The following is a 19,731-nucleotide window of genomic DNA, read 5'->3' as shown; positions in this document are numbered from 1 at the left end:
CGCTGATGCTCGCCATCCATCCCCAGGCGCGCACGACCCCGGCCGTGCGCGCCGAGATCGCCCGCTCGCACGAGAGCTCCGGCGTGCTGGCCAAGCGCTACGGCGTCTCGACCGAGACCATCCGCAAGTGGCGCAAGCGCGGTCCAGGCGACTGCCAGGACCGCTCCGCTCGACCTCATAAGCTGCCGTGGAAAGCCAGCGATGAGGAGCGCGCCATCGTGTGCGCGCTCCGCCGCTCCACCGGCTTTCCCCTCGACGCGCTGACCTTCGTCGTCAGCCACTTCTTGCCACATCTGAACCGGGATACGGTCTACCGCATCCTCAAGGCGGAAGGCCTCAATCGGCTGCCGCCCGCCGAGAAGGCCCGCAGACCGCACGGCAGCTTCAAGGACTACGAGGTCGGCTTCATCCACGTCGACGTGAAGCACCTGCCCAAGTTGCAGGATCGCGACCGCGTCTCGCGCAAACGCTACCTGTACGTCGCCATCGACCGGGCCTCGCGCTACGTGCATCTCGCCGTCAAGGACGACGAGACCACCGCCTCGGCGGTGGTCTTCCTCACGGACGCGCTCGGGGCCTTTCCGTTCAAGGTCACGCACGTGCTGACTGACCGCGGCTCCTGCTTCACGGCCGACGCGTTCGAGGCCGCCTGCGAGCGGCACGGTGTGCAGCATCGCAAGACCCGCCCCTACACGCCCAAGACCAACGGCATGGTCGAGCGCTTCAACGGCCGGGTGCAAAGGGAGGTGCTCGGCATCACGCTCTATAGCCACGCTGACCTGGAGATCGTGCTGCGCGGCTTCAACGCCGCCTACAACGGCCGCCGGCAGCGCGTGCTGAACGGGCTCTCGCCCGAAATGGTGCTGCGTCAGCGCCTCGAAGCTGATCCCGCATTGGCCAACCCAACCTACAGACCACCCAGTCCTAATCTCATCAAACGCGCCCTCCGCATCGTTGAAGACGCCAAGGAGGTCTCACATCCAGACAGGGTCTGATGCTCACCTCCGTCGTTGTGGCGCTGACGTGAAGAACCTGGCCCATAGCGCGTCCCTCCACTCCAACGTGAAGAGTGCACCATAAAACCCCGGGATCAAACATCAGCCGTCGATCTGACCGGCGGGGCCGAGGGTCGCATCGAGGGCGTCGTGGCGTTGAGCCTCGAGCGATCCGGTGACCGAAGGATTGCGCTGCGCCCGCAGAGCGTCCGGGGCGCCTCCCGCCCGCGGCCCTTCATGGCCGCGTCGGGCGACACGGGCTATGCCGAAGTCCAGGCCGACAGCAGCCGCGTGGATCCCGCGGCCTTCCGGTCTTTCACCGCCTCAGTCGTGCGTCGTCCTGCGTGACGCGGCTGCGCAGCGTGTAGACGCCGCCTCCAGACAGGATGCCGCTCCGGGCGAGGAGACGGCCGCTCTGCCAGTTGGACAGCCCAAGTTCGGGCTGGTTCAGGGCATATTGCCCGTCGACCCACCGGGTGAACCCGTCGCCCACGAAGGGCGCGTTCACCGTGTCGTAGAAGCGCCGATGCGCTTCCGGATCCCGGCTGATCAACGATGCGGCGAAACGCGGGCTGTGGCGATTGAACAGCGTGACCGCGTGATCGAGATCGTCCACGATCTTCAGGCTGACCTCGGGCGTGTCCTCCCACTCCCACTCGTGGCCGAGATCACCCTCCGATTGGATCTCCGTCAGCGGCTCGGTGCGTTCGCCCTCGGCGCGCCGGACCCGGACGGTGGCGGTACGCCAGGCCTCCGGCAGAACGGTCTCGTCGCCCACGACCACGTGAAGCTTGCATCCGAAGCCGCGCGCTCGGCCGGCGGCCTCCAGGGCCGCCAGGAAGGCCGGCACTAGGTCCGGCACCCGGGCGCGATGGATGCAGCACACGTTCAGCGTATTGCACACCTTCCGGTCCAAGGAGGCTTCGACAGTTGCGGAGAAGCGCCCCGCATCCGCGTCCCGGTCGGCAACCATCCAAGCGCCTCCGGTTCCGTGCAGGCTAACTGCCGTGCCGGCCTGCCGGGCGACGCTTCCGAGCTGGGCCACCGCCCGACCCGAGCCTCGCGCCACCGCCAGCGAGAGCCGGCGGTCCGCGAAGAGCGCCCAGCCAGTCGACCGTTCCGGGCTCTCGACGAGCGAGATGGCCCCGGGCGGCAGGCCGGCCTCATCGAGCGCCGGCACCAGGGCGTGCCGCATGATGGCCTGTGCGGTGGCGAGTGCGTCGCTGCCGATGCGGAAGACGGCCGTGTTACCGCTGCGCAGGACGCCCGCTGCATCGGCCAGCACGTTCGGGCGACCCTCGAAGACGAAGCCGACCACCCCGAGCGGTGCCGCCACCTGCTCGATGGTCCAGCCGGTATGGACGATGCGTTCGACGACGCGACCGCGCGGTGTCTCGCTGTCACGCCACGCCCGCAAGCCCGCAATCATGTCCTTCCGCATCCGGTCCGTTGCGACCAGGCGGGTAGTCGAACGGCCACTGCTCTGGGCGCGCTCGACATCCTGCCGGTTCGCCTCCGCGATGGCATGCCAAGCCGAAGCGTCTTCCAGAAGCGCGGCGAAACAGTCGAAGAACCGGTCGATGGCCTGATCCGATATGGCCGACATTGCCAAGAAGGAATTGTGCGCTCGGTCCACCGCGGCGGCCGCTACTGCGATCTGTGCCGCCGGGATGTGGAGGAGGTCCCCAGTCTCCTGCAGGATCAGCAGATGATCGCCGGGCTGGAAGGCCTCCGCCAGTTCCTGCGTGATCACGGCCACGCGGTCGCCGCCGAAAGGCACCGGGGTCCCTGCCGTGAGGCGTGCGATCTTGGTCATCATGGGAGTGGGGCATAGGGCAAACTCGGTGCGGAGACCAAGCTGTGCCGTTTCCAAAAGCAACCCGGCGTTCGGACGGCGTGGGCGCAGGGGCCCACACCGATGAGCTTCATTCGGGTGACGATGTAGACCAAAGATCCGGCGGCATCGCCCGAGCCTTCAGGTAATGCTGAAGACCGCCTCTGACCTATATTACCGGTACCATGTAGAATTATTGCATAGCGGATATCAATCTTAAATACACACTGCGGCGGACTTATACTTGGTCTTAACTGCCATAGCGCCCCACTTCACGCCCAGCAATACCGATCCACGCGCATCCGGTTGCCGCGCTGGTCGCGGCCAGCGCCGAGATGGACGTTCTGGGCCTGATCGAAAGCCAGTATTCCGATGCCGAGCGCGAGACGGTCGTCACGGCTTATCCCCGCATCCCGGGCTACAAGGAAGACATCATCCAAGCTTTCTACGACAGCATCCAGCACAAGCCGGACAACACCTTCCGCAACTCCGCGGCCTACGTGATCGCCGACAGGGAGCAGGGCCGCCGCAAGGGGAACTTCTGCAGCGTAATACGGGCCTCCTACTGGCCCGGATGCGCGCACGCGGTAGGCTGCGGCCAGCACGGCTGAGGTTTATCTGCCGACCGTTCGGAACGGCCGCCAGGCCGCACGGCACGGTGTCTGCACGCGACGAAAAGCGCCGTCCCGCCTGACGGCGCCCGTCCCGGCTGTCCCCACGTGGGCAAGATCATTCGGCCCATCGCGGCAGACGGGGCAACGGCCTGTGCCGACTGCGCAGGGAGCCGGGCTCGAAGGGGATGACGATGGACGCGAAGGCCATCACCGTGGGGCTCGTAGCCCCCCGCAGATCCCAGGCGTTGGACGTCGTCGGACCTGCCGACGCGTTCGCGCAGGCCGGTCAGATCCGCGGCGCACGCGTCGCGTACAAGGTCACACTCCTTGGAACGGAGCCCGGACCCATCACCACCGCCTCCGGGATACGCATGCTGCCCGACTGCCTCATCGGCGAGGTGAAGGAGCCATTCGACACCTTACTAGTCGCCGGCAGCCCAGATTTCGAGGAGGGGAGCAGGGATCCGGAGCTCCTGCGATGGCTCGCCGGGATTGCGCCGAGGACCCGTCGCATCGGTTCGATCTGCAACGGTGCCTTCGTGCTCGCGGCCGCTGGCCTGCTCGACGGACGGCGAGCGACCACTCACTGGCAGTTCGCCAAGCAGCTCTCGGAGATGTACCCGAGGGTCCACATCGAGCCGGACCAGATCTTCGTCCGGGACGGCAACCTCTACAGCTCGGCCGGCGTGACGGCGGGGATCGATCTTGTCCTGGCCTTGATCGAGCAGGATTGCGGCGCCGCCATCTCGCTGGCCGTGGCGCGCGCGTTAGTCGTGTTCCTGCGCCGGCCAGGCGGACAGTCGCAGTTCAGCGTGCACCTGCAGGCACAGCTGGCCGAGCACGCGCAACTCGGTCAGGTTCTGGATTTCGTCTTAGACAACTTGTCGGCCGACCTCTCGGTCCCGCAGCTGGCGCGCCATGCGGGCGTCAGCGAGAGAAGTTTGACCCGCCTGTTTCACGACGAGCTCCGTACCAGCCCGGCTCGCTTCGTCGAGGTGGCACGGGTGGAGGCCGCACGCGGCCTCCTCGAAGCAGGGCAGCTGACCATCCAGCAGATCGCCTTCCGCTGCGGCTTCGGATCGACCGACACCATGCGGCGCGCCTTCCTGCGGCATCTTCAGACTGCCCCGGGCGACTACCGCCGACGTTTCCAAGTCCCGGTCGTGGCCAGCATGACCCGAGACCCGAGCTTGTGATGAGTAGTGAGGCAAGCAGGCTTCCGTCCCGAGCCTGTGCCATCGAGCAAAATGAAGTGCGAACGCGCTCGGCATTGGTTGCTCAATCAACGCGCATGCCACCCGGCGCGTCCGAAACTGCGTTCGATCTGGCGGGATCTGTCGTAACGCCAAACTGTACGCCTGGAAGACAGCCCAACTAATCTTCGCGGCACCGAAGCGGAACACGGTCGAGGTGACGCATGGCGGCGACGGTAGCAAGAGTGCCTGTCACGGTGCTCACGGGCTTCCTGGGATCTGGGAAGACCACTCTCCTTAACCAACTGCTCGCACGGGGCGAGGCCGAGGGGACAGCGGTCATCGTCAACGAGTTCGGCGAGGTCGGCATCGACGGCCAACTGGTGGTAGGCGTCGACGAAGACGTAATCGAGCTCAACAATGGCTGCATCTGCTGCACCGTCCGCGCCGACCTCGTCACAACCATCGGGCGCCTGCTCGCTCGGCCGAAGCCGGTGCGACGCATCCTGATCGAGACTACGGGCTTCGCCGATCCGGCCCCCATCATCCAGAGCTTCATGCTCGACGAGCATCTCCGGGCACGAACCGAGCTCGATGCGCTCGTGACCGTCGTCGATGCCCGTCACAACCCGCTCTGGCTGTCTATGGGCGAGGAGGTCGAGGCCGCGGGCGGGGAGAACGTCGCGCGGGAGCAGATCGCCTTCGCCGACCTCCTCCTCCTCAACAAGACCGACCTCGTGGACGAGGCTGCCCTGGATGCCTGTGAGACCGAGCTCCGCCGCATCAATCCGCTCGCCCACATCCGGCGCATGCGAGACGGATCGGTGCCGGCTAACGAGGTGCTCGGCATCGGCGCTTTTGACCTCAAGAACGCGCTTGCCATCGAGCCGGAACTTCTGTCGGAGGTGGAGCACGAGCACGACGAAACCATCGCGAGCGTCTCGCTTCGCCCAGAGGGAGACCTCGATCCGAGGACGTTCTTCCGGTGGCTGAATCGCTTCGTGCAGGCCAAGGGGCCCGACATCCTGCGTGTAAAGGGCATCGTCGCTCTCGTCGGCGAGGCGCGGCGCTACGTTTTTCACGGCGTGCACATGACCCTCGACGGCCGGCCCGGCAAGCCCTGGCGTCCCGGCGAGCCACGTCGCGGCGATGTCGTATTCATCGGCCGCAATCTCGATGCCCGGGAGATCGCGGCCGGCCTGGCTCAATGCCGAGCGGCGCAAGCGGCCTGAGAGGCCTCACGAGATGGGAGACGACCAGCCATGCCACCGACCCTCGCATTTGCCTCCAGCATCGCCGTCCTGGGCGGTCTCGATACCTTCCTGACCGCCACGGTCCTGCCGATCCCGGTCTGGGTGACGTTCATCGCCTGGGCCTCGTTCTTCGCCTGCGGCGGCGGCTTGGCGGGCTTCGTCAAGTCGGTCACGTCGAATTGGGTCGGCATCGTGATCGCCAGCCTGTGCCTGCTGGCCATCGCGACGGCACCAGGCTCGCCGACCCTCGCGGCCATATCGGTCGGGCTCGGCAGCGGCCTCATGATCCTCGCCGCCTCGGCCGGCTTCCTCGGCTATCCTCCGGCCATCGTGTTCGGCTTCGCCTCGCTGGTGGGCACGACCCAGGCGACCGGCCGTGGCGTGCTCGACGCTGCGCTCACACACCCAACCCTCGTGGCCGGGTTCTCAATGCTGGTCGGCGCCCTCTTCGGCATCGTCTCCGAGATGTTGGCGAAGATGCTGACCGAACGACCCCGCGCCCCCGCGCCGGCCCGTTGAAAGGAGGCTCCATGAAGCTCCAGCACACCCTCGGCGGCCTCGAAGGCCTCGACCCCATCCAGCCCGAACTGCGCGTCTTCGTCGAGCCCTGGGAGGAGCGGATCTTCGGCATCCACACCGCCATGATGGCGCTCAGCCCGCAGCTCAACCTGCCGCAGACCTCCAGTACCTTCCGCACGGTCTGGACCTGGGCCGACCTGCGCAAGGGCGCCGAGGCCATGAACCCGTTCGACTACTTCAAGTACCGCTACTACGAGAAATGGCTGGGCGGCATCTCGGGCTACTTCGTCGCCAACGGATACATCACCCAGGCCGAGCTCGACGCACGCACGGACGAGTACCTCGCCGATCCGGCCAAGCCGCTGCCGTCGGGCGGTACGCCGGAGGTCGACGACCGCATCCACAAGTACCTGATGGACGGCGACTCGCCCTGGCACCAATGGGCGGACAAGCCGCGCTTCTCCGTGGGCGACACGGTGCTGGTCGCCGACCCGCAAACGGTCGAGCACACCCGCCTGCCCGGCTACCTGCGCAACAAGGTCGGGGTCGTCGAGACCGTCTACGACGACGCGTTCAGCTACCTGTGCTCGACCGGACCCGACGGCATCGGCCCGGCCATGCCGGTCTACTGCGTGAAGTTCGACCCGCAGCACCTCTGGCCCGGCAACGCCGAGCCCGGCTTCTTCATCTACGCCGACTTGTTCGACGCCTACGTACGCCCGGTCCAGGACCGGGCCGCCGCGTGAGGGATCACCGATGACCGACCGCTTCGCCTATCCCCAGGACCGTGAAGCGCGCAACGCGGCGCGCGTGCGGGCGCTCGAGGCCCTGCTGATCGAGAAGGGCGTGATCACCGATCAGACCGTCGACAAGGTCATGCAGACCTTCGCCACCGAGATGGGGCCGTTCAATGGCGCCAAGCTCGTGGCGAGAGCCTGGACCGATGACGCCTTCAAGGCGCTTCTCGTGACCGACACGATGGCGGCTGTCGCCCAGCTCGGCCTTCCCACGGGGGCGGCTGGCGCGGAAGGCGAGCACATGCGCGCCGTCGCGAACACGCCGCAGGTCCATAACCTCATCATCTGCACGCTGTGCTCCTGCTATCCCTGGCCGGTGCTGGGACTGCCGCCCTACTGGTACAAGGACCCGTCCTTCCGTGCCCGCGCGGCCAGGGAGCCGCGGGCGGTGCTCAAGGAGTTCGGCCTGGACGTCGATCCCGCGAAGGAGATTCGCACCTGGGACAGCTCGGCCCAGATCCGCTGGTTCGTCGTTCCGGAGCGGCCGGATGGGACCCAGGGTATGAGCGAGGACGACCTCGCGAAGCTGGTCACGCCGGAGGCGATGATGGGCGTGGCCGTCGCCCAAGCTGAAGCGGCGTGAGGGCATCCGTCGTGCAGACGAGCTTCGAGCACTTCGCCGTCGCGAGCATGATGGGCCAGCCCGACACGCCGCCCCGTGCCAACGGCAGCCTCTGCTTCCATCAGCCCTGGGAACGGCAGGCGTTCGGTTTAGCCGTGGCCCTTGCCCGGGACGGCCACTTCGAATGGGAGGACTTCAGGCAGGCGTTGATCGCGGAGATCGCGGCCTGGGAGGCGTCCCATTCCCGCGACGACCCGGGTTGGGACTACTACGAGTGCTGGCTGAACGCTCTCGAAGCCGTGACGCGGGCCAACGTCCTGCCGCAGATCCCAGCGGCAAGTTCGATGCTCAGTTCAAGCGATTCGGCCCTCTGAGGTCGCGCTGCTGCGAGGCACCTGCTGGCGAAGGAGGGGGCGACACGTTCCCAACCGAGTACCCGAACGATGGCAGGAGACGACAAGCGTGCATCCTTCCAATTCCGCTTTGCGGTTCCTGGTGGCCGAGAGCGGGCCACTCGAAGCTCGGGAGGAGGGTCGCGAGAGCATCGGTCGCTGCTCAGGCGAGAGCTACGTCGAGACGCTCGTCTGCCCCAAGTGGCTGTACGGGGTTGACGCGCCGCACCTCTGATCGCCTCGTGGGTGCCGGCGACCTGAACCGCCGACGTCGGACCAACATTGGCATTCGGCGAGACCCACGCGATTTCGCTGTCCTGATAATCCACAGCGGAGACGATACGACGCGCGACCACCGTCCGGTCCGACGCGTTGGATGGAGCGGCCTGGAATGTTGGCCGCCGAGCGTACGTAGGTGGACGCAATGTCCGAAACCCGAAACTTCGGAGCTGACGACCGTGCGATTGTCTTGGAGCGGCAGCGGATTCAGAAGATGGCCAAGTCGGCCCACGCCTACGTCCGTGGCAATACCGTGAAGTATGACGCTGGAAGTGCCGGTGCTGCCGGTCCTGCGTGCCGTGATCGTGGCCTGCCCGAATTAGAACCTTACGTTCCTGGTGACCGAGCGCGGCCAGCCACTCACGTCGAACGGATTCGGTAGTTGGTTCAAGGATCGGTGCCGGGAAGCCACCCTGCCCTACTGCTCAGCTCACGGCCTCCGGAAGACCGGGGCTACGCTCGCGGCCGAGAACGGCGCGACCGATCGGCAGGTGATGGCGATGTTCGGGGGGCGGACGTCCAAGTTGGCCGAGCACTACACCCGCAAGGCGGAGCAGAAGCGGCTCGCCGGCGGTGCCATGCATCTCATTGACCTGGATTGCTTGGGCTCAGGTAGTGTCCCACTTTTAGAGGCTAAGCGAGCCGGTGGGACTTTCAGCAGAGAAATCGCAATGAAATCAAGGATAATTCCAGCGATTGGTGCCCAGGAAAGGACTCGGCTTGCCTGCCGCTAAGTCATTGTAATCTTTGAGACGGGTGAGCCGCCGTTCGCCGATTTGTATCACGGTCGTGTATCGCGTGCCAAGATGGTTGTGCCTGCCCATTCTGGACGAAGGGCCGCTTAATGATCGAATCTGATGGGAGGCGTCCCCCGACGGCATTTCTGTGCCAAAGTGAAGGTGTCGATCATCACTGAGGGAGCCGTCTGTGTCGAGGTTGTCGCCGTCGGGCTAGATCACATGCTGATGCAGGTCAATGGCCAGGAATGAGGACGTTGAAGTTAACTTTCACTTACCCGCAGCATAACTGCTCATCTTCCACCTCGGTAAAGGTCCGCTACAACTTTACTCAGCTATCGACGGCACAGTTAGGTTGATAAAAGTTGCGCGCGTGCAAAGTCAACAAGCCCGCTTCTAGTATGCAATCAGCTGAAGGTGAATCTGCCATGGAAAAAGCGTCTAGTGTTGCTGTTGAACCAGATATATCATCTCCGGACGAGAGGTATCTGAGTGCATCCGCCATACGTGACCGCTGCCCCTTGATCGTCAGTGCGGCAGTTCAGGCTGGAGATATTCTACTAACCAGAGGACCAGGGCATGAATCAGCCTTGATTGCCGCGGCAACCGGCGGTCTTTATTCTCACGCAGCAATCTGGCTTCCGTTTAGGCTAGAAGATGAGGACGGGAAGATAGTCGGCCAATCGCTCCATCTGATAGAGTCTGACGATCACGGCGTCGGCGAGTCCTATCCAGAAAGATTATATCTGGAAGGAGAAATATTTCACCGGCAGTTATGTTACTGCACGGCTCCAGGAACCAAATCTGCCTTACTATTAAGGCATAAGAACATTCATTTGGTTTCTCAGGAAGAGATAATTTCAGCCACCCGCAGTCTTAAGGAGTCTGAGTTCTACAAGGCATATTCCGAGCTGCATCGTCTATTGGAAGCAACAAAATTTGTTCCTACGGTAAGAAAGGCGCTCGAGCTGTTTTTGCGGTTTCAAGATCGTGCCGATATCAATCTCGTTACGGGTTCCTTTTGCTCTGAGCTCGTGGCAAAATTCTTTAAATTGCTGAATTTGGATTTGTACAATTTTGACCAAGCGCCTTCGTCAATATCGCCGAACGATTTAAGTCGAAGTGCTCTACTATGCGCTGTAGCCGGCGCAGTGATTAACAAAGATCAGGTATCCGATTCCGCCACCGCTTACCGCTCTCGCTACACGAATGTATTTAAACGAGATGTCATATTGCCCGGGTTTGTTCGACAGAATTCGCTGACAATCAGGTTCAGCGAGAAAATTGCCGCTCTTAATTCGCATATCAATTCAGAGATGATTGGGATACTTAGGCTCAACATAAATACCGCCGCACAACAGGCTGAGCGCGTTCGGGATATGTCCGCTGAGGCGTCCGCTGATGGCGATCTAAGAGCGACGGCGTCACTCTCGCAGATTTTTGGTGCCTACCGTCTCGCAGGGGAAATTTACAGTCAAAGACTGGTCCGACGCGCGTCGGGGAGAGAGAATGGCTTGCCAGGCATCTCCGCGGAAGCAGAGCTGAAACTCGAAAATATCTGTAGCGACCTTATGATCCGAAGCAACAAGCGCTTATCAACAACACATTCGTTGATGGGTATTCGCAAAGGGCGCGCGCTATATCGCGAGGGAGGTGAAACTCCGGTCCTACATGAGCATTTAACAACTTTGAGACTTGGACTGTTAACATATTGGCTGGAATATCGTCAGAAGGTAAACTTGAATCAGCCGCCCGAGGATTTGCCGGATGATGGCAAGGCGTCAATAATTGACGGAAATTCCGATGCTTCGACCATTGAGGGTGAAGTTAACGACGTGCTGTGCGCCGCTCTGAATGCCGTGGTGAACGATACGGACGATGCTACGTATCCAAGGGGGAATTAGAGCGTGGATCACCTGATGTAGCTGCGTCCTATATTCATTCAGGCCTTTATGAATCCTGTAAGTTCCTGGTCCGAGCGCACTCAATTGTTGCAGAGCTTCGAGCCAGCGCAGGTCATTTTGGGTGCGTCTGCCTCGAATGACGGCTTGAATGGGTTTTTTGCGTTCCGCAATAAACCTACTAATTGGTAGGCGGCCAGTCGCCATGGTGGGCCTGACACATAGCGCCGTGCAAATCCTCCCGCTCGCCGGGCGTAGCCGCATCGAAGCGAGCAACCCGCAGAAGCGCTTCAATCGGGATTGCATTAGGGTGTGAACCGAACCAAGCCATTGCAGGGTTTGTCGTTTTATGATTCAGGGCCGCCTTTTACACCGTGGAGGCGGCGATGGCGGACCTGTTCTGGCTCTCGGACGAGCAGTGGGCGGTGATGGCCTCGTTCATCCCCAAGGATCAGCCCGGACCGGAGCGGAAGGACGACCGGCAGATCATCTCCGGCATCTTGCACGTGCTCACCTCGGACGACCGCTGGCGTGACTGCCCCGCCGCGTACGGGCCTCGCACGACCGTCTACAACCGCTTCAACCGCTGGTCCCGGCGTGGCTTCTGGACGGCGATGTTAGCGGCCCTGGCCAAGGCCGGCTGGTCGGGCGAGGCGGCTGCCATCGACAGCACCTACGTGCGAGCACATCGCTCGGCGCACGGTGGGAAAGGGGGGCGCAGGCCCAGGCCATCGGCCCGTCGCGCGGCGGCCAGACGACCAAGGTCCATGCCCTCACCGATGTCCTCGGCCGGCCCGGCGTGCTCCTGTTGACGCCCGGCAACGCCAGCGATGTCACCGCCGCTCCGGCCGTCCTGGCCGAGGCGCCGGGCCGGATCCGCCGCCTGAGCGCCGACAAGGGCTACGACGCCGATTGGCTGCGCGCTGACCTACGCAGAAGCGGCATCATGCCGATCATCCCGGGCAAGCGCGGCCGCAAGAGAAGGATCCGTCACGACAAGCGGCGCTACCGGGAGCGCTGGCGCATCGAGGCGACGTTCAACCGCCTCAAGGACTTCCGCCGCATCGCCACCCGGTACGACAAGCTCGCCCGCAACTACGCCTCTGCCGTCGCCCTGGCTGCCGTCATCGCCTTCTGGTGCTGATCGAGGCCAAACCCTAGAACAGAAAGCGAATGCGGCGAGCGGATGAGTTGCTTGTTACGCGTGCCCGTGAACAGAGCGGGATCTCGGTGACGGATCGTTAACCATGCCGTGCCAGGATGGCCGCAGCGATCGGCTCGGGGGGCGAGCAGCGACGCGCTTGCACAAGCGAAGTCAAATAGATCGCGCACGCGACCATAGCGCAGACCGCGAGGCCGAGTGCTTGGGCGAGAGGTAGGATCATGTGAGGGTAGTGCCGTCTGGTTGTGGCCGGAGTGTTTCCGGTCCGGAGTGGGGTAGCCACCGATAGGGTTTGGATCCTCGAACCGACGTGCGGAAGCGCACAGCCATAGGCAGACCCTAGTCCGAAGTATCGATCACATCGGCTGAAAACTCAGCTGATCCCCGGCGAACACTACGGAAATCGGCAAGGCGTTTCCCGACGGGCTGAAACGATCACAGGTCGGTGAGTAACGGGAGGGTGCACAGTCGCAACTTCGCCGTCTCTCGTCCGGAGGGAGAATTTCACGTCGCCGATCGTAGCCGTCAGACGCTGAGCGCGAACGTTCCCGACTGCGGGTAGATCGATCACGAGGAGTTGCGAGCGGACGCGCTCAACAACGTCCGCTGGCATTCTGTGTCTGAACTGATGCTGTGTGGAGTCGCTGCGCTTAGCGTGTCTCGCCATTCTCAGGACCATGGTCGGCTGTGCCCCGGCTTTGTGTACCGATCCACGCTCGATTATCCTGAGAAATCAATACGTCAATGACTTAGCGGGCGGTGGCGCACAGTAAAGGATTCACTCGGAGGCGGGCTCCAGGAGGCCAGTAGATTACGTTTGCCTACAATCCCAATTGGCGTACTGGACTCTCGGTCATTAGTTTGCTGCGGCGGACGTAGCCGCGCATCGTTTTCAAATCCCGATGGCGCGAGTGCCCCATGATGGCTTCGTCAGAAACCCCTTTTCGATAGAGGGATGTGATGCAGCCTGCCCGCAATCCGTGAGCCGAAATCCGCTCGTTCGGGCTTGCTGTCGTGACACCGGCGAGCGAAGCACGTTTCTTCACGATTTCGCCTAATGAGTTCGGGTGAAGAGGCGACTCGAGAACGGTTCCATCCGCGCGAATACTACGAAAAATCGCGCCGTCCGCAGGTGCCGCCTGCAGCCACCGAACAAGCGCCTCGACGGGGCATGTTTCTTTATTGGTCCCGCGTGGAATGCCGAGAACCTGGCCCTCACCAGTCTGGTCGGATTTTGAACGGACCAAAAGAATGCGTAAGCCGTCTTTGCCGATCGCTACGTCCTGGCGCTGCAGCCGTGCAATCTCGGATCGCCGCATCGCGCCTGCAAAGGTCAGCAGGACGATTGCCCGGTCGCGAAGACCCACTGTAGATCTCGGCATGACGGCCAGTATCGCACGGATCTCATCCAACTCGATTGCTGCCGCCTTCACCTGCGGTCTGCCGTGCAGCCGGAACATGCCGCGCAGCGTCGCTCGGATCTGCGGGTGACCTGAGGTCCATGGCAGTCCCTTGATCTTGTGGGCCTGAGCGATCGTCACGAGACGGCGCTCGATGGTGGCCCGAGCGTGGGTCTCCGCCATTGAGGCGAGATAGTCGCACACCGTCTGGACCGAGGCCGGCAGTCCGGAAACGCCACGCGAGTCGCACCAGTCGAGAAAGTGGTTCCAATCTGCGCGATAGGCCCTCGCAGTGGCCTTCGACAGCGCCTGGCGAGCGTACGTGTCCGCGAGCGAGACGACGGGGAGCTGGGTCACGGTCCGATCCTAGGCGGCTGCGATGCAGCCGATCTGACCCAGCAGGTGATAAGGAAGGGTTATCACTTGTACCGTTCTGGTCAGAGCCCCAGATCGCTCGAGAGGTGCTCCCCATGAGCCGGTTCAACGACCTGCTGACGCCCTGCACGAGACGCGTGCTTCAGCCTGAGGGTCCCCCGGATCTTGGTCCGGCCGAAAGGTGAGCCTCCGGATCTCATTCGGCGGCCTGGATGGCCGCCGCCAGGGCGAATTCCTGGGGCGTCCGCCACCCCAGGGCGGTGTGAGGACGGCTCTCGTTGTAGTGCCGCCGCCACGTCTCGATCTTGCTCCTCGCGTCGGCCAACGACAAGAACCAGTTCGCGTTCAGGCACTCGTCGCGCAGACGGCCGTTGAACGACTCGACCAGCGCGTTGTCGGTCGGCTTGCCAGGCCGTGAGAAGTCCAACGTGACGCCGTTCTCGTAGGCCCAGCGGTCGAGGGCTTTCGAGACGAACTCAGGCCCGTTATCGACCTGAATCGCGCACGGTGCTCCGCGCAGCAGCGCCAAGCGGCCGACGACAGCCACGACCTGTTCGCCTTTGATGCCCTGGTCGACCTCGATCGCCAGAGCCTCGCGCGTGAACGCATCGACGACCGTCAGGGCCCTCAGCCGGCGGCCGTCGAACAGCGCGTCGGAGACGAAGTCCATCGACCAGCGTTCGTTCGGCCGGAGCGCAGCAGGCTGACGCTCGCGGTGTGCCGCGCTGACGTGCCGGCGCGGTCGCTTGAGCCGCAGGCTGAGCCCCTCGTCCCGGTAGAGACGGTGGACCCTCTTGTGATTTACCCGCCAGCCCTCCCGGCGCAGCAGGATGTAGATCCGGAAGTACCCATAGCGCACCCGGCTCTTGGCCAGATCACAGATGCGCATCCGCAGCGGTGCCTGATCGGGCTTGGTCGAGCGGTAGCGGACGCCCGACCGGCCGACGCCGAGCGCGGCGCAGCCGCGCCGCTCGCTCACCCCGTGTGCCGCCTGAACCTGGTGCACGAGCGCGCGTCGCCGATCAGGCGTCAGAGCTTTTTTGCGAGCACGTCCTGCAGGATGTGCTTGTCGAGGCTCAGATCGGCAACGAGCTGCTTGAGCTTGCGATTCTCGTCCTCAAGCTGCTTCAGCCGCCGCAGCTCGCCTGTGCCCAAGCCACCGTAGAGCTTCTTCCAACGGTAGAATGTCTGTTCGGAGATGCCCATCCGGCGCAGCACCTCCGCGACCGGTGTCCCGGTCTCCGCCTGCTTCAGCGCGAAGGCGATTTGCTCCTCGGTGAACCTGCCCTTCTTCACGGCTCTGCTCCTCCCATCAGGGTCTCACACAACCGGAAAACTCGCACTCACGCCGGACCAAAGCGATGGGGGGACGTCACTGCTCGACCTGCCGAAGGGCATGCTCCGGTCGGGCACCGGCTACGGCACCTTCGCCGAGCATACCGGCGAGCCCGGTCGCCCCGCCTTGGAGAGCGAGGATCAGGTCCGGCACGGCAGCCGGAACCCCCGCGAGGCGGTCACCTACGAGCGCGAGCGCGCCGACGGCCATCACTTGGAGATCCGCCGGACGCCGATGCCGGACGGCGGCTTCGTCCTGACGATCTCGGACATGACCAAGCGCGCCCAGGCCGAAGCCGTGCTGCGCGAGGCGCAGAAGATGCAGGCGGTCGGGCAACTGACCGGAGGGATCGCGCACGATTTCAACAACCTGCTGCAGGTCATCCTCGGGAACCTGGAGTTCGTCCGGGCGAAGCTCGACGGCGACGCCAGGCTACAAGAGCGGAGCGAACCGGATCACGGTAGATGCCCTTGGCATTGATCCGTTTGCCGCGGCGGCGCTCAATCGTGTCGTCCAGTCACAGGACCACGGGGACGCGTTGCGCGAACGCATCGACGAGGAGCCCGAGCAAGATACGGCTGCCGGAGCGCGGGCACCACGCAGCGCGGTTGAGGATGCGGTGGACGTTCGCGAACCGCCGCTCCTCCGCGCGGCCGATGATGCGCAGGACGCTCGTCACCGTGCGGCGGCCCGGCGTCAGGATCGCGCCGACCAGCAACAGCTGGGCATACCGCCAGGAGCGGTGGATGAACAGCGGCGACAACGCCAGGATGAGCCCGGCGAAGCGGATGGGCAGGGGCAACATGGCGGGCTCTCTTGGCGGGGACGCCACCGGCCTATCCGTCACGCCCGCTTCGTCACCTCACATACTCGACGACCGGTCCGATTGGCCAAAGTCGAGCTGAGGCATCTATATCTAAGAAGTCCTCACACGCCGCATTGCAAGCCCCATTGCCCGCAATCTAACCAAGTGGCCCTATTCGGTTCTTTAACGACGAGAAACAAAACGACGGGATCAGCGACCTGCAATAAGCCGTTCTGCCGAAACTGCTGCTGCCTTCCAGCTGCGGCTAGCACAAGAGGAGTATAAGGTTGTGCCGAAAACGTTCTTTAGAGCCTTGACTTAGGCATACTTGTGCAGGCCCATGAATCTTACCGTACGGCAAATGAAAACGAAATCTCCAACTTGATGCTGTAGCAGAACGGAAGGATTTTTAGTTTTTCCGCTGACATAAAGCCGGTCTAGTTCGGAACAAGGTCAGCTATAATGGTCGATATATTTTCATAGAAATCAGTCGTCCTAAAGTTTTCAGACATCAGGCGGGTTTTAGTTCGAAATCGATCTGTATCGAGAACCTCAGCAACTGCTGCATTCAGCGCCTCCGCTGTTGGGCTATTGGAGGCTAAGTTTATACCAACTCCAAACCAGGCGACTCGGGCGCCGACCTCCGCCTTGTCCTCAGTCAGGCCCGAAACCACAACTGGAATTCCCTGTGCAAGCGCCATCGATACCGTGCCATAGCCGCCGTTTGTCACCAGAACGTCAACTTTTGGCAGCAGGGCATCAAACGGTAGGAAGCTTGCGAGCCGAGCGTTTCTAGGAACATCGACGGCAATGTCCTCCACCGAGCGCCCTCCTGTGGTCACCACCACAAGCAGATCATCTCGGTTCGCGAGAGCCGTCAGGGTTGGCTCAATGAGCTGGCTTAAGTCAGTGTTTGCGACCGTTCCCTGTGTGACCAGCACAATCCGCCGATCGTCGTCCAGATCCGCCCACCAGTCCGGGAATGGAACGGTCGTTGGCGGAGGTGGCAAAGCGCCGATAAAATGGACATGCTTTGGCAGAGCATAGAAGTCGTACTCAAAGGCCGGTGCTGTCGGCATCAAGTAGGCGTCGCAGTGCATAACGCGCGCCTGCATCAGCGCTTCTTGTATGACCGGAACGCCCATCGTACGGAGAAGATCGTTCGTATAGGATAGGACCGGCTCGAACGAGGCATCCACCTGAGCAGAGAGTTCGGCATAGCGATGTCGGGTGTCTGCGTCGCTGGCGGGAGGCAGGCCCAACCAAAGCGGGGCACCATCAGGACGATTCAGAGGCAGGAAGCTCACTCCTACCGTAATAAGAGGCGGCCGCGGGTGCCGGGTGTCGAGGAAGAGCGGTGTTGAGCCGCAAAAGATCTGATCCACGATGACCACATCAGGCTTCTCGCTGTCGATCAACGCTTGAAGCGTGCGCGCCTGAGCGGGCATCGTGTCGAGGAATACCCGCTTGAACACGTAGCCCTCCCTGAGCGGGCCCGGTGGGAATTGTTCCAAATCCGGCAAGATTTTATGGATTTGGCGGAGATCGATATTGGCCTCCAGCTCGAGCGGCTTAAAGCGCACTCCGGCATTGGTCACACGAGACGCGAGCGACGTGGCTGTGGTGAGAATGACGTCATCGCCCTTGGAGTGAAGAAGGCGTGCAATCGCCAAAAGTGGGTTAAGATGCCCGACAGCGGGGGTCGATGCCATAAGGATCTTCAAATCAAATCTCGCAAATCGTTCGTTGCTGAGCGGGACGCCTTCGTGACAATGAACCGACGTATCGAATTTGAAGCCACATCCACCTTGGATCAGGCTGAGACGGAGCTTCACATCGATCCCGCCGACATTCGTTCGGATAGCGCTTCGACGTCGTTCACCGCGACAGACGTACTCCGGCCGGATTTCGGAACGATTTCAGAAACCACGTCCGATCGTTACGATTGAAATATCGTCCGACAGCGCGAGGAAAGCTTGGCTATGTCTGCAAACAGATGTGAGCTAGCAAGGTTATGTGCTGACCAATCGTTGCAGTCATGGGATATAGCTTAATGCAGTTTGACAAACACATCATTCCGGTAATAGACTGTAGAGATATTTTTCTAAAGCTTTTGGACAGCTGCTTATCCGAACTATAAACAGCTCCCATGGTGCTGACGGCATTGGTATCACCTGAAATTTATGCCATCAATCAGAGCTTTTAACAGACTATGGCTTCATTATCGCTGACATGCAAAATCAGCAACTACATCACATGGCACTGTTCAAATTTCATCCATGCAAGATTGTCGGTTTTATTTGACACTTGGATTAATACAGCCACCATCCATATCAACACTGCCCCCTCCACCGCAGACTTGACGAATTAGAGCTGTTCCCAGTCAGGTAGCGACAGCCAAGTCGTTCTCGTAGCCGGCTGCGACGAGGTAGTTGCGGCACTCCTGCGGGGTGAAGCGGGTGAATGCCTGGCGGATCGCCGCCCAGAGATCCGGAATTGTCTGGGCGGCCGCACTTCGCAACAGCGCCTTGAGCTTTGCGAACACTTGCTCAATCGGGTTGAAGTCAGGGCTTTAGGATGGGAGGTAGAGCAGCCGCGCTCCTGCGGCCTCGATCGCATCCTGCACGCCGGCGACCTTGTGGGCAGGCAGGTCATCCATGACAACGATGTCGCCCGGCTGCAGCACCGGGACCAAGGTGTCGGTGACGTAGCTGCAAAAGCGCCTGCCGTTCGTGGGACCGTCCAACAGCGCGGTGGCGCACAGCGCACTGGTGCGCAGGGCGGCGGTGATGGTGGTGGTTTTATAGTGGCCCAACGGGGCTGCGAGCCGGCAGCGCTCACCGCGCGGAGCCCAACCATAGCGGCGCGCCATGTTGGTGGCAGCCGCTGTCTCGTCCAGGAACACGAGCCGGTCCGGGTCGAGTTCGGGCTGTGCCTCGAACCAGGCCTCGCGGGCCGCTCTTACGTCCGCACGCTCCTGCTGGGCTGCGTGCGTCGCCCCTTTTCCAGGTGATCCCGTGTCGGTAGTAGAAGCGCGACAGGCCGCTTGTGCTGGTCTGGACGCCCTGCTCAGCCAGCCGGTCGCGCACCTCGCGCAGGAAAAGACGCGGCTCCTGCTTGGAGATCCTCAGGATCAGCGCGGCATGCGCCTCGATGCGCTGCGAGGTGTGATCGCCACCCATCGGCTTGGAGGCGAGTTGGCCCTCGTGGCGAAAGCGCTCCGACCAGCGGCTGGCACTCGACACGCTGACCCCGAAGCGGGCTGCGGCGCGATGGCAGGAGACACCCGCCACCACGGCAGCCACGACACGCTCGCGCAGGTCCACAGACAGGGGTGAAGGCATGAGCAAACTCCTTCACCCACCAACGCGCGACCCGCAAACCCGTCTCAAGCGGCGCGGGACCGGCTCTAGTACTCGAGTTACGGGATATAGCGCTCGTCTCGCTTACCGATGGCCAAAGCGAGGAGGTGGAACGAAGAGGTGTCATGACACAGAGTCGTTCATTATTTTAAACTATGTGATCGTCTTGATGTATTTGGACGCTGGGTTTGCCAACGCACCAGGATACGGGTTCA

General features: G+C 62.5%; 18 protein-coding genes and 1 pseudogene. 13 read left to right on the top strand and 6 right to left on the bottom strand.

Annotation, left to right across the window (positions count from 1 at the left end):
• Nucleotides 1-5: 5 nt before the first annotated feature.
• Complete coding sequence (locus ABIE45_RS30580) at nucleotides 6-995, top strand: IS481 family transposase (RefSeq protein ID WP_373622923.1); 990 nt, start codon at nucleotides 6-8, stop codon at nucleotides 993-995.
• Between the two features lie 316 nt (nucleotides 996-1,311).
• Here the strand turns inward: ABIE45_RS30580 and ABIE45_RS30575 are convergent, their stop codons facing one another.
• Nucleotides 1,312-2,814 carry an aldehyde dehydrogenase family protein gene (locus ABIE45_RS30575; protein ID WP_192711780.1) on the bottom strand — a complete coding sequence of 501 codons (1,503 nt, stop codon included), beginning with the start codon at nucleotides 2,812-2,814 and terminating at the stop codon, nucleotides 1,312-1,314.
• A gap of 350 nt (nucleotides 2,815-3,164) precedes the next feature.
• On the opposite strand from ABIE45_RS30575, the gene ABIE45_RS30570 reads away from it, so the two are divergent.
• The 11 genes from ABIE45_RS30570 (at nucleotide 3,165) to ABIE45_RS30520 (ending at nucleotide 12,220) form a co-directional block, all read left to right on the top strand.
• Nucleotides 3,165-3,440: a hypothetical protein gene (locus ABIE45_RS30570; RefSeq protein WP_192711779.1), complete on the top strand. Its 276-nt coding sequence runs from the start codon at nucleotides 3,165-3,167 to the stop codon at nucleotides 3,438-3,440.
• A 194-nt stretch (nucleotides 3,441-3,634) separates the two neighbouring features.
• Complete coding sequence (locus ABIE45_RS30565) at nucleotides 3,635-4,639, top strand: GlxA family transcriptional regulator (RefSeq protein WP_210332106.1); 1,005 nt, start codon at nucleotides 3,635-3,637, stop codon at nucleotides 4,637-4,639.
• Between the two features lie 221 nt (nucleotides 4,640-4,860).
• Nucleotides 4,861-5,868: a GTP-binding protein gene (locus ABIE45_RS30560; RefSeq protein ID WP_192711778.1), complete on the top strand. Its 1,008-nt coding sequence runs from the start codon at nucleotides 4,861-4,863 to the stop codon at nucleotides 5,866-5,868.
• A 30-nt stretch (nucleotides 5,869-5,898) separates the two neighbouring features.
• On the top strand, nucleotides 5,899-6,408 hold the full coding sequence (locus tag ABIE45_RS30555; RefSeq protein WP_373622922.1) for a DUF1097 domain-containing protein: 510 nt from the start codon (nucleotides 5,899-5,901) through the stop codon (nucleotides 6,406-6,408).
• A gap of 11 nt (nucleotides 6,409-6,419) precedes the next feature.
• Nucleotides 6,420-7,154 (top strand): nitrile hydratase subunit beta, encoded by a 735-nt coding sequence (nthB, locus tag ABIE45_RS30550; protein WP_192711799.1) that lies wholly within the window; start codon nucleotides 6,420-6,422, stop codon nucleotides 7,152-7,154.
• A gap of 10 nt (nucleotides 7,155-7,164) precedes the next feature.
• Nucleotides 7,165-7,788 (top strand): nitrile hydratase subunit alpha, encoded by a 624-nt coding sequence (gene nthA, locus ABIE45_RS30545; RefSeq protein ID WP_192711798.1) that lies wholly within the window; start codon nucleotides 7,165-7,167, stop codon nucleotides 7,786-7,788.
• Between the two features lie 11 nt (nucleotides 7,789-7,799).
• Complete coding sequence (locus ABIE45_RS30540; RefSeq protein ID WP_373622942.1) at nucleotides 7,800-8,141, top strand: nitrile hydratase accessory protein; 342 nt, start codon at nucleotides 7,800-7,802, stop codon at nucleotides 8,139-8,141.
• 88 nt (nucleotides 8,142-8,229) lie between these two features.
• A complete protein-coding gene (locus ABIE45_RS30535) occupies nucleotides 8,230-8,394 on the top strand; it encodes a hypothetical protein (RefSeq protein WP_192711763.1) in 165 nt (54 codons plus the stop codon).
• A 382-nt stretch (nucleotides 8,395-8,776) separates the two neighbouring features.
• Nucleotides 8,777-9,172, top strand: a complete 396-nt coding sequence (locus ABIE45_RS30530; protein ID WP_373622921.1) for a tyrosine-type recombinase/integrase — start codon at nucleotides 8,777-8,779, stop codon at nucleotides 9,170-9,172.
• A 431-nt stretch (nucleotides 9,173-9,603) separates the two neighbouring features.
• Nucleotides 9,604-11,079: a hypothetical protein gene (locus ABIE45_RS30525; protein ID WP_192711762.1), complete on the top strand. Its 1,476-nt coding sequence runs from the start codon at nucleotides 9,604-9,606 to the stop codon at nucleotides 11,077-11,079.
• 383 nt (nucleotides 11,080-11,462) lie between these two features.
• A protein-coding gene (locus ABIE45_RS30520; protein ID WP_192711761.1) for an IS5 family transposase occupies nucleotides 11,463-12,220 on the top strand; the annotation gives its coding sequence in 2 pieces (ribosomal slippage) (nucleotides 11,463-11,799 and nucleotides 11,799-12,220; 759 coding nt in all).
• An 839-nt stretch (nucleotides 12,221-13,059) separates the two neighbouring features.
• On the opposite strand, the gene ABIE45_RS30515 is transcribed toward ABIE45_RS30520, so the two are convergent.
• Both ABIE45_RS30515 and ABIE45_RS30510 read right to left on the bottom strand, forming a co-directional pair.
• Nucleotides 13,060-13,995, bottom strand: coding sequence for a tyrosine-type recombinase/integrase (locus tag ABIE45_RS30515; protein ID WP_192711760.1), 936 nt, complete (start codon nucleotides 13,993-13,995; stop codon nucleotides 13,060-13,062).
• Nucleotides 13,996-14,209: 214 nt separating this feature from the next.
• Nucleotides 14,210-15,309, bottom strand: a protein-coding gene (locus tag ABIE45_RS30510; protein WP_192711804.1) for an IS3-like element ISMex11 family transposase whose coding sequence is annotated in 2 segments (ribosomal slippage) — nucleotides 14,210-15,057 and nucleotides 15,057-15,309 — 1,101 coding nt in all. Because the reading frame shifts where the segments join, the coding sequence is not laid out codon by codon here.
• On the opposite strand from ABIE45_RS30510, the gene ABIE45_RS30505 reads away from it, so the two are divergent.
• Nucleotides 15,212-15,829: a PAS-domain containing protein gene (locus tag ABIE45_RS30505; RefSeq protein WP_373622920.1), complete on the top strand. Its 618-nt coding sequence runs from the start codon at nucleotides 15,212-15,214 to the stop codon at nucleotides 15,827-15,829. The genes ABIE45_RS30510 and ABIE45_RS30505 overlap by 98 nt on opposite strands.
• Nucleotides 15,830-15,866: 37 nt before the next feature.
• On the opposite strand, the gene ABIE45_RS30500 is transcribed toward ABIE45_RS30505, so the two are convergent.
• From ABIE45_RS30500 to ABIE45_RS30490, 3 genes and pseudogenes are all read right to left on the bottom strand, one after another.
• Nucleotides 15,867-16,154 (bottom strand): transposase, encoded by a 288-nt coding sequence (locus ABIE45_RS30500; RefSeq protein WP_373622919.1) that lies wholly within the window; start codon nucleotides 16,152-16,154, stop codon nucleotides 15,867-15,869.
• Nucleotides 16,155-16,591: 437 nt separating this feature from the next.
• Nucleotides 16,592-17,989: a glycosyltransferase gene (locus tag ABIE45_RS30495; RefSeq protein WP_192711753.1), complete on the bottom strand. Its 1,398-nt coding sequence runs from the start codon at nucleotides 17,987-17,989 to the stop codon at nucleotides 16,592-16,594.
• A 548-nt stretch (nucleotides 17,990-18,537) separates the two neighbouring features.
• Nucleotides 18,538-19,498, bottom strand: a pseudogene (locus ABIE45_RS30490) (IS630 family transposase).
• Between the last annotated feature and the right edge of the window lie 233 nt (nucleotides 19,499-19,731).

This window comes from Methylobacterium sp. OAE515, assembly GCF_041806315.1.
Lineage (GTDB): Bacteria > Pseudomonadota > Alphaproteobacteria > Rhizobiales > Beijerinckiaceae > Methylobacterium > Methylobacterium tardum.
This window is presented reverse-complemented; position numbering and strand designations above follow the sequence as displayed.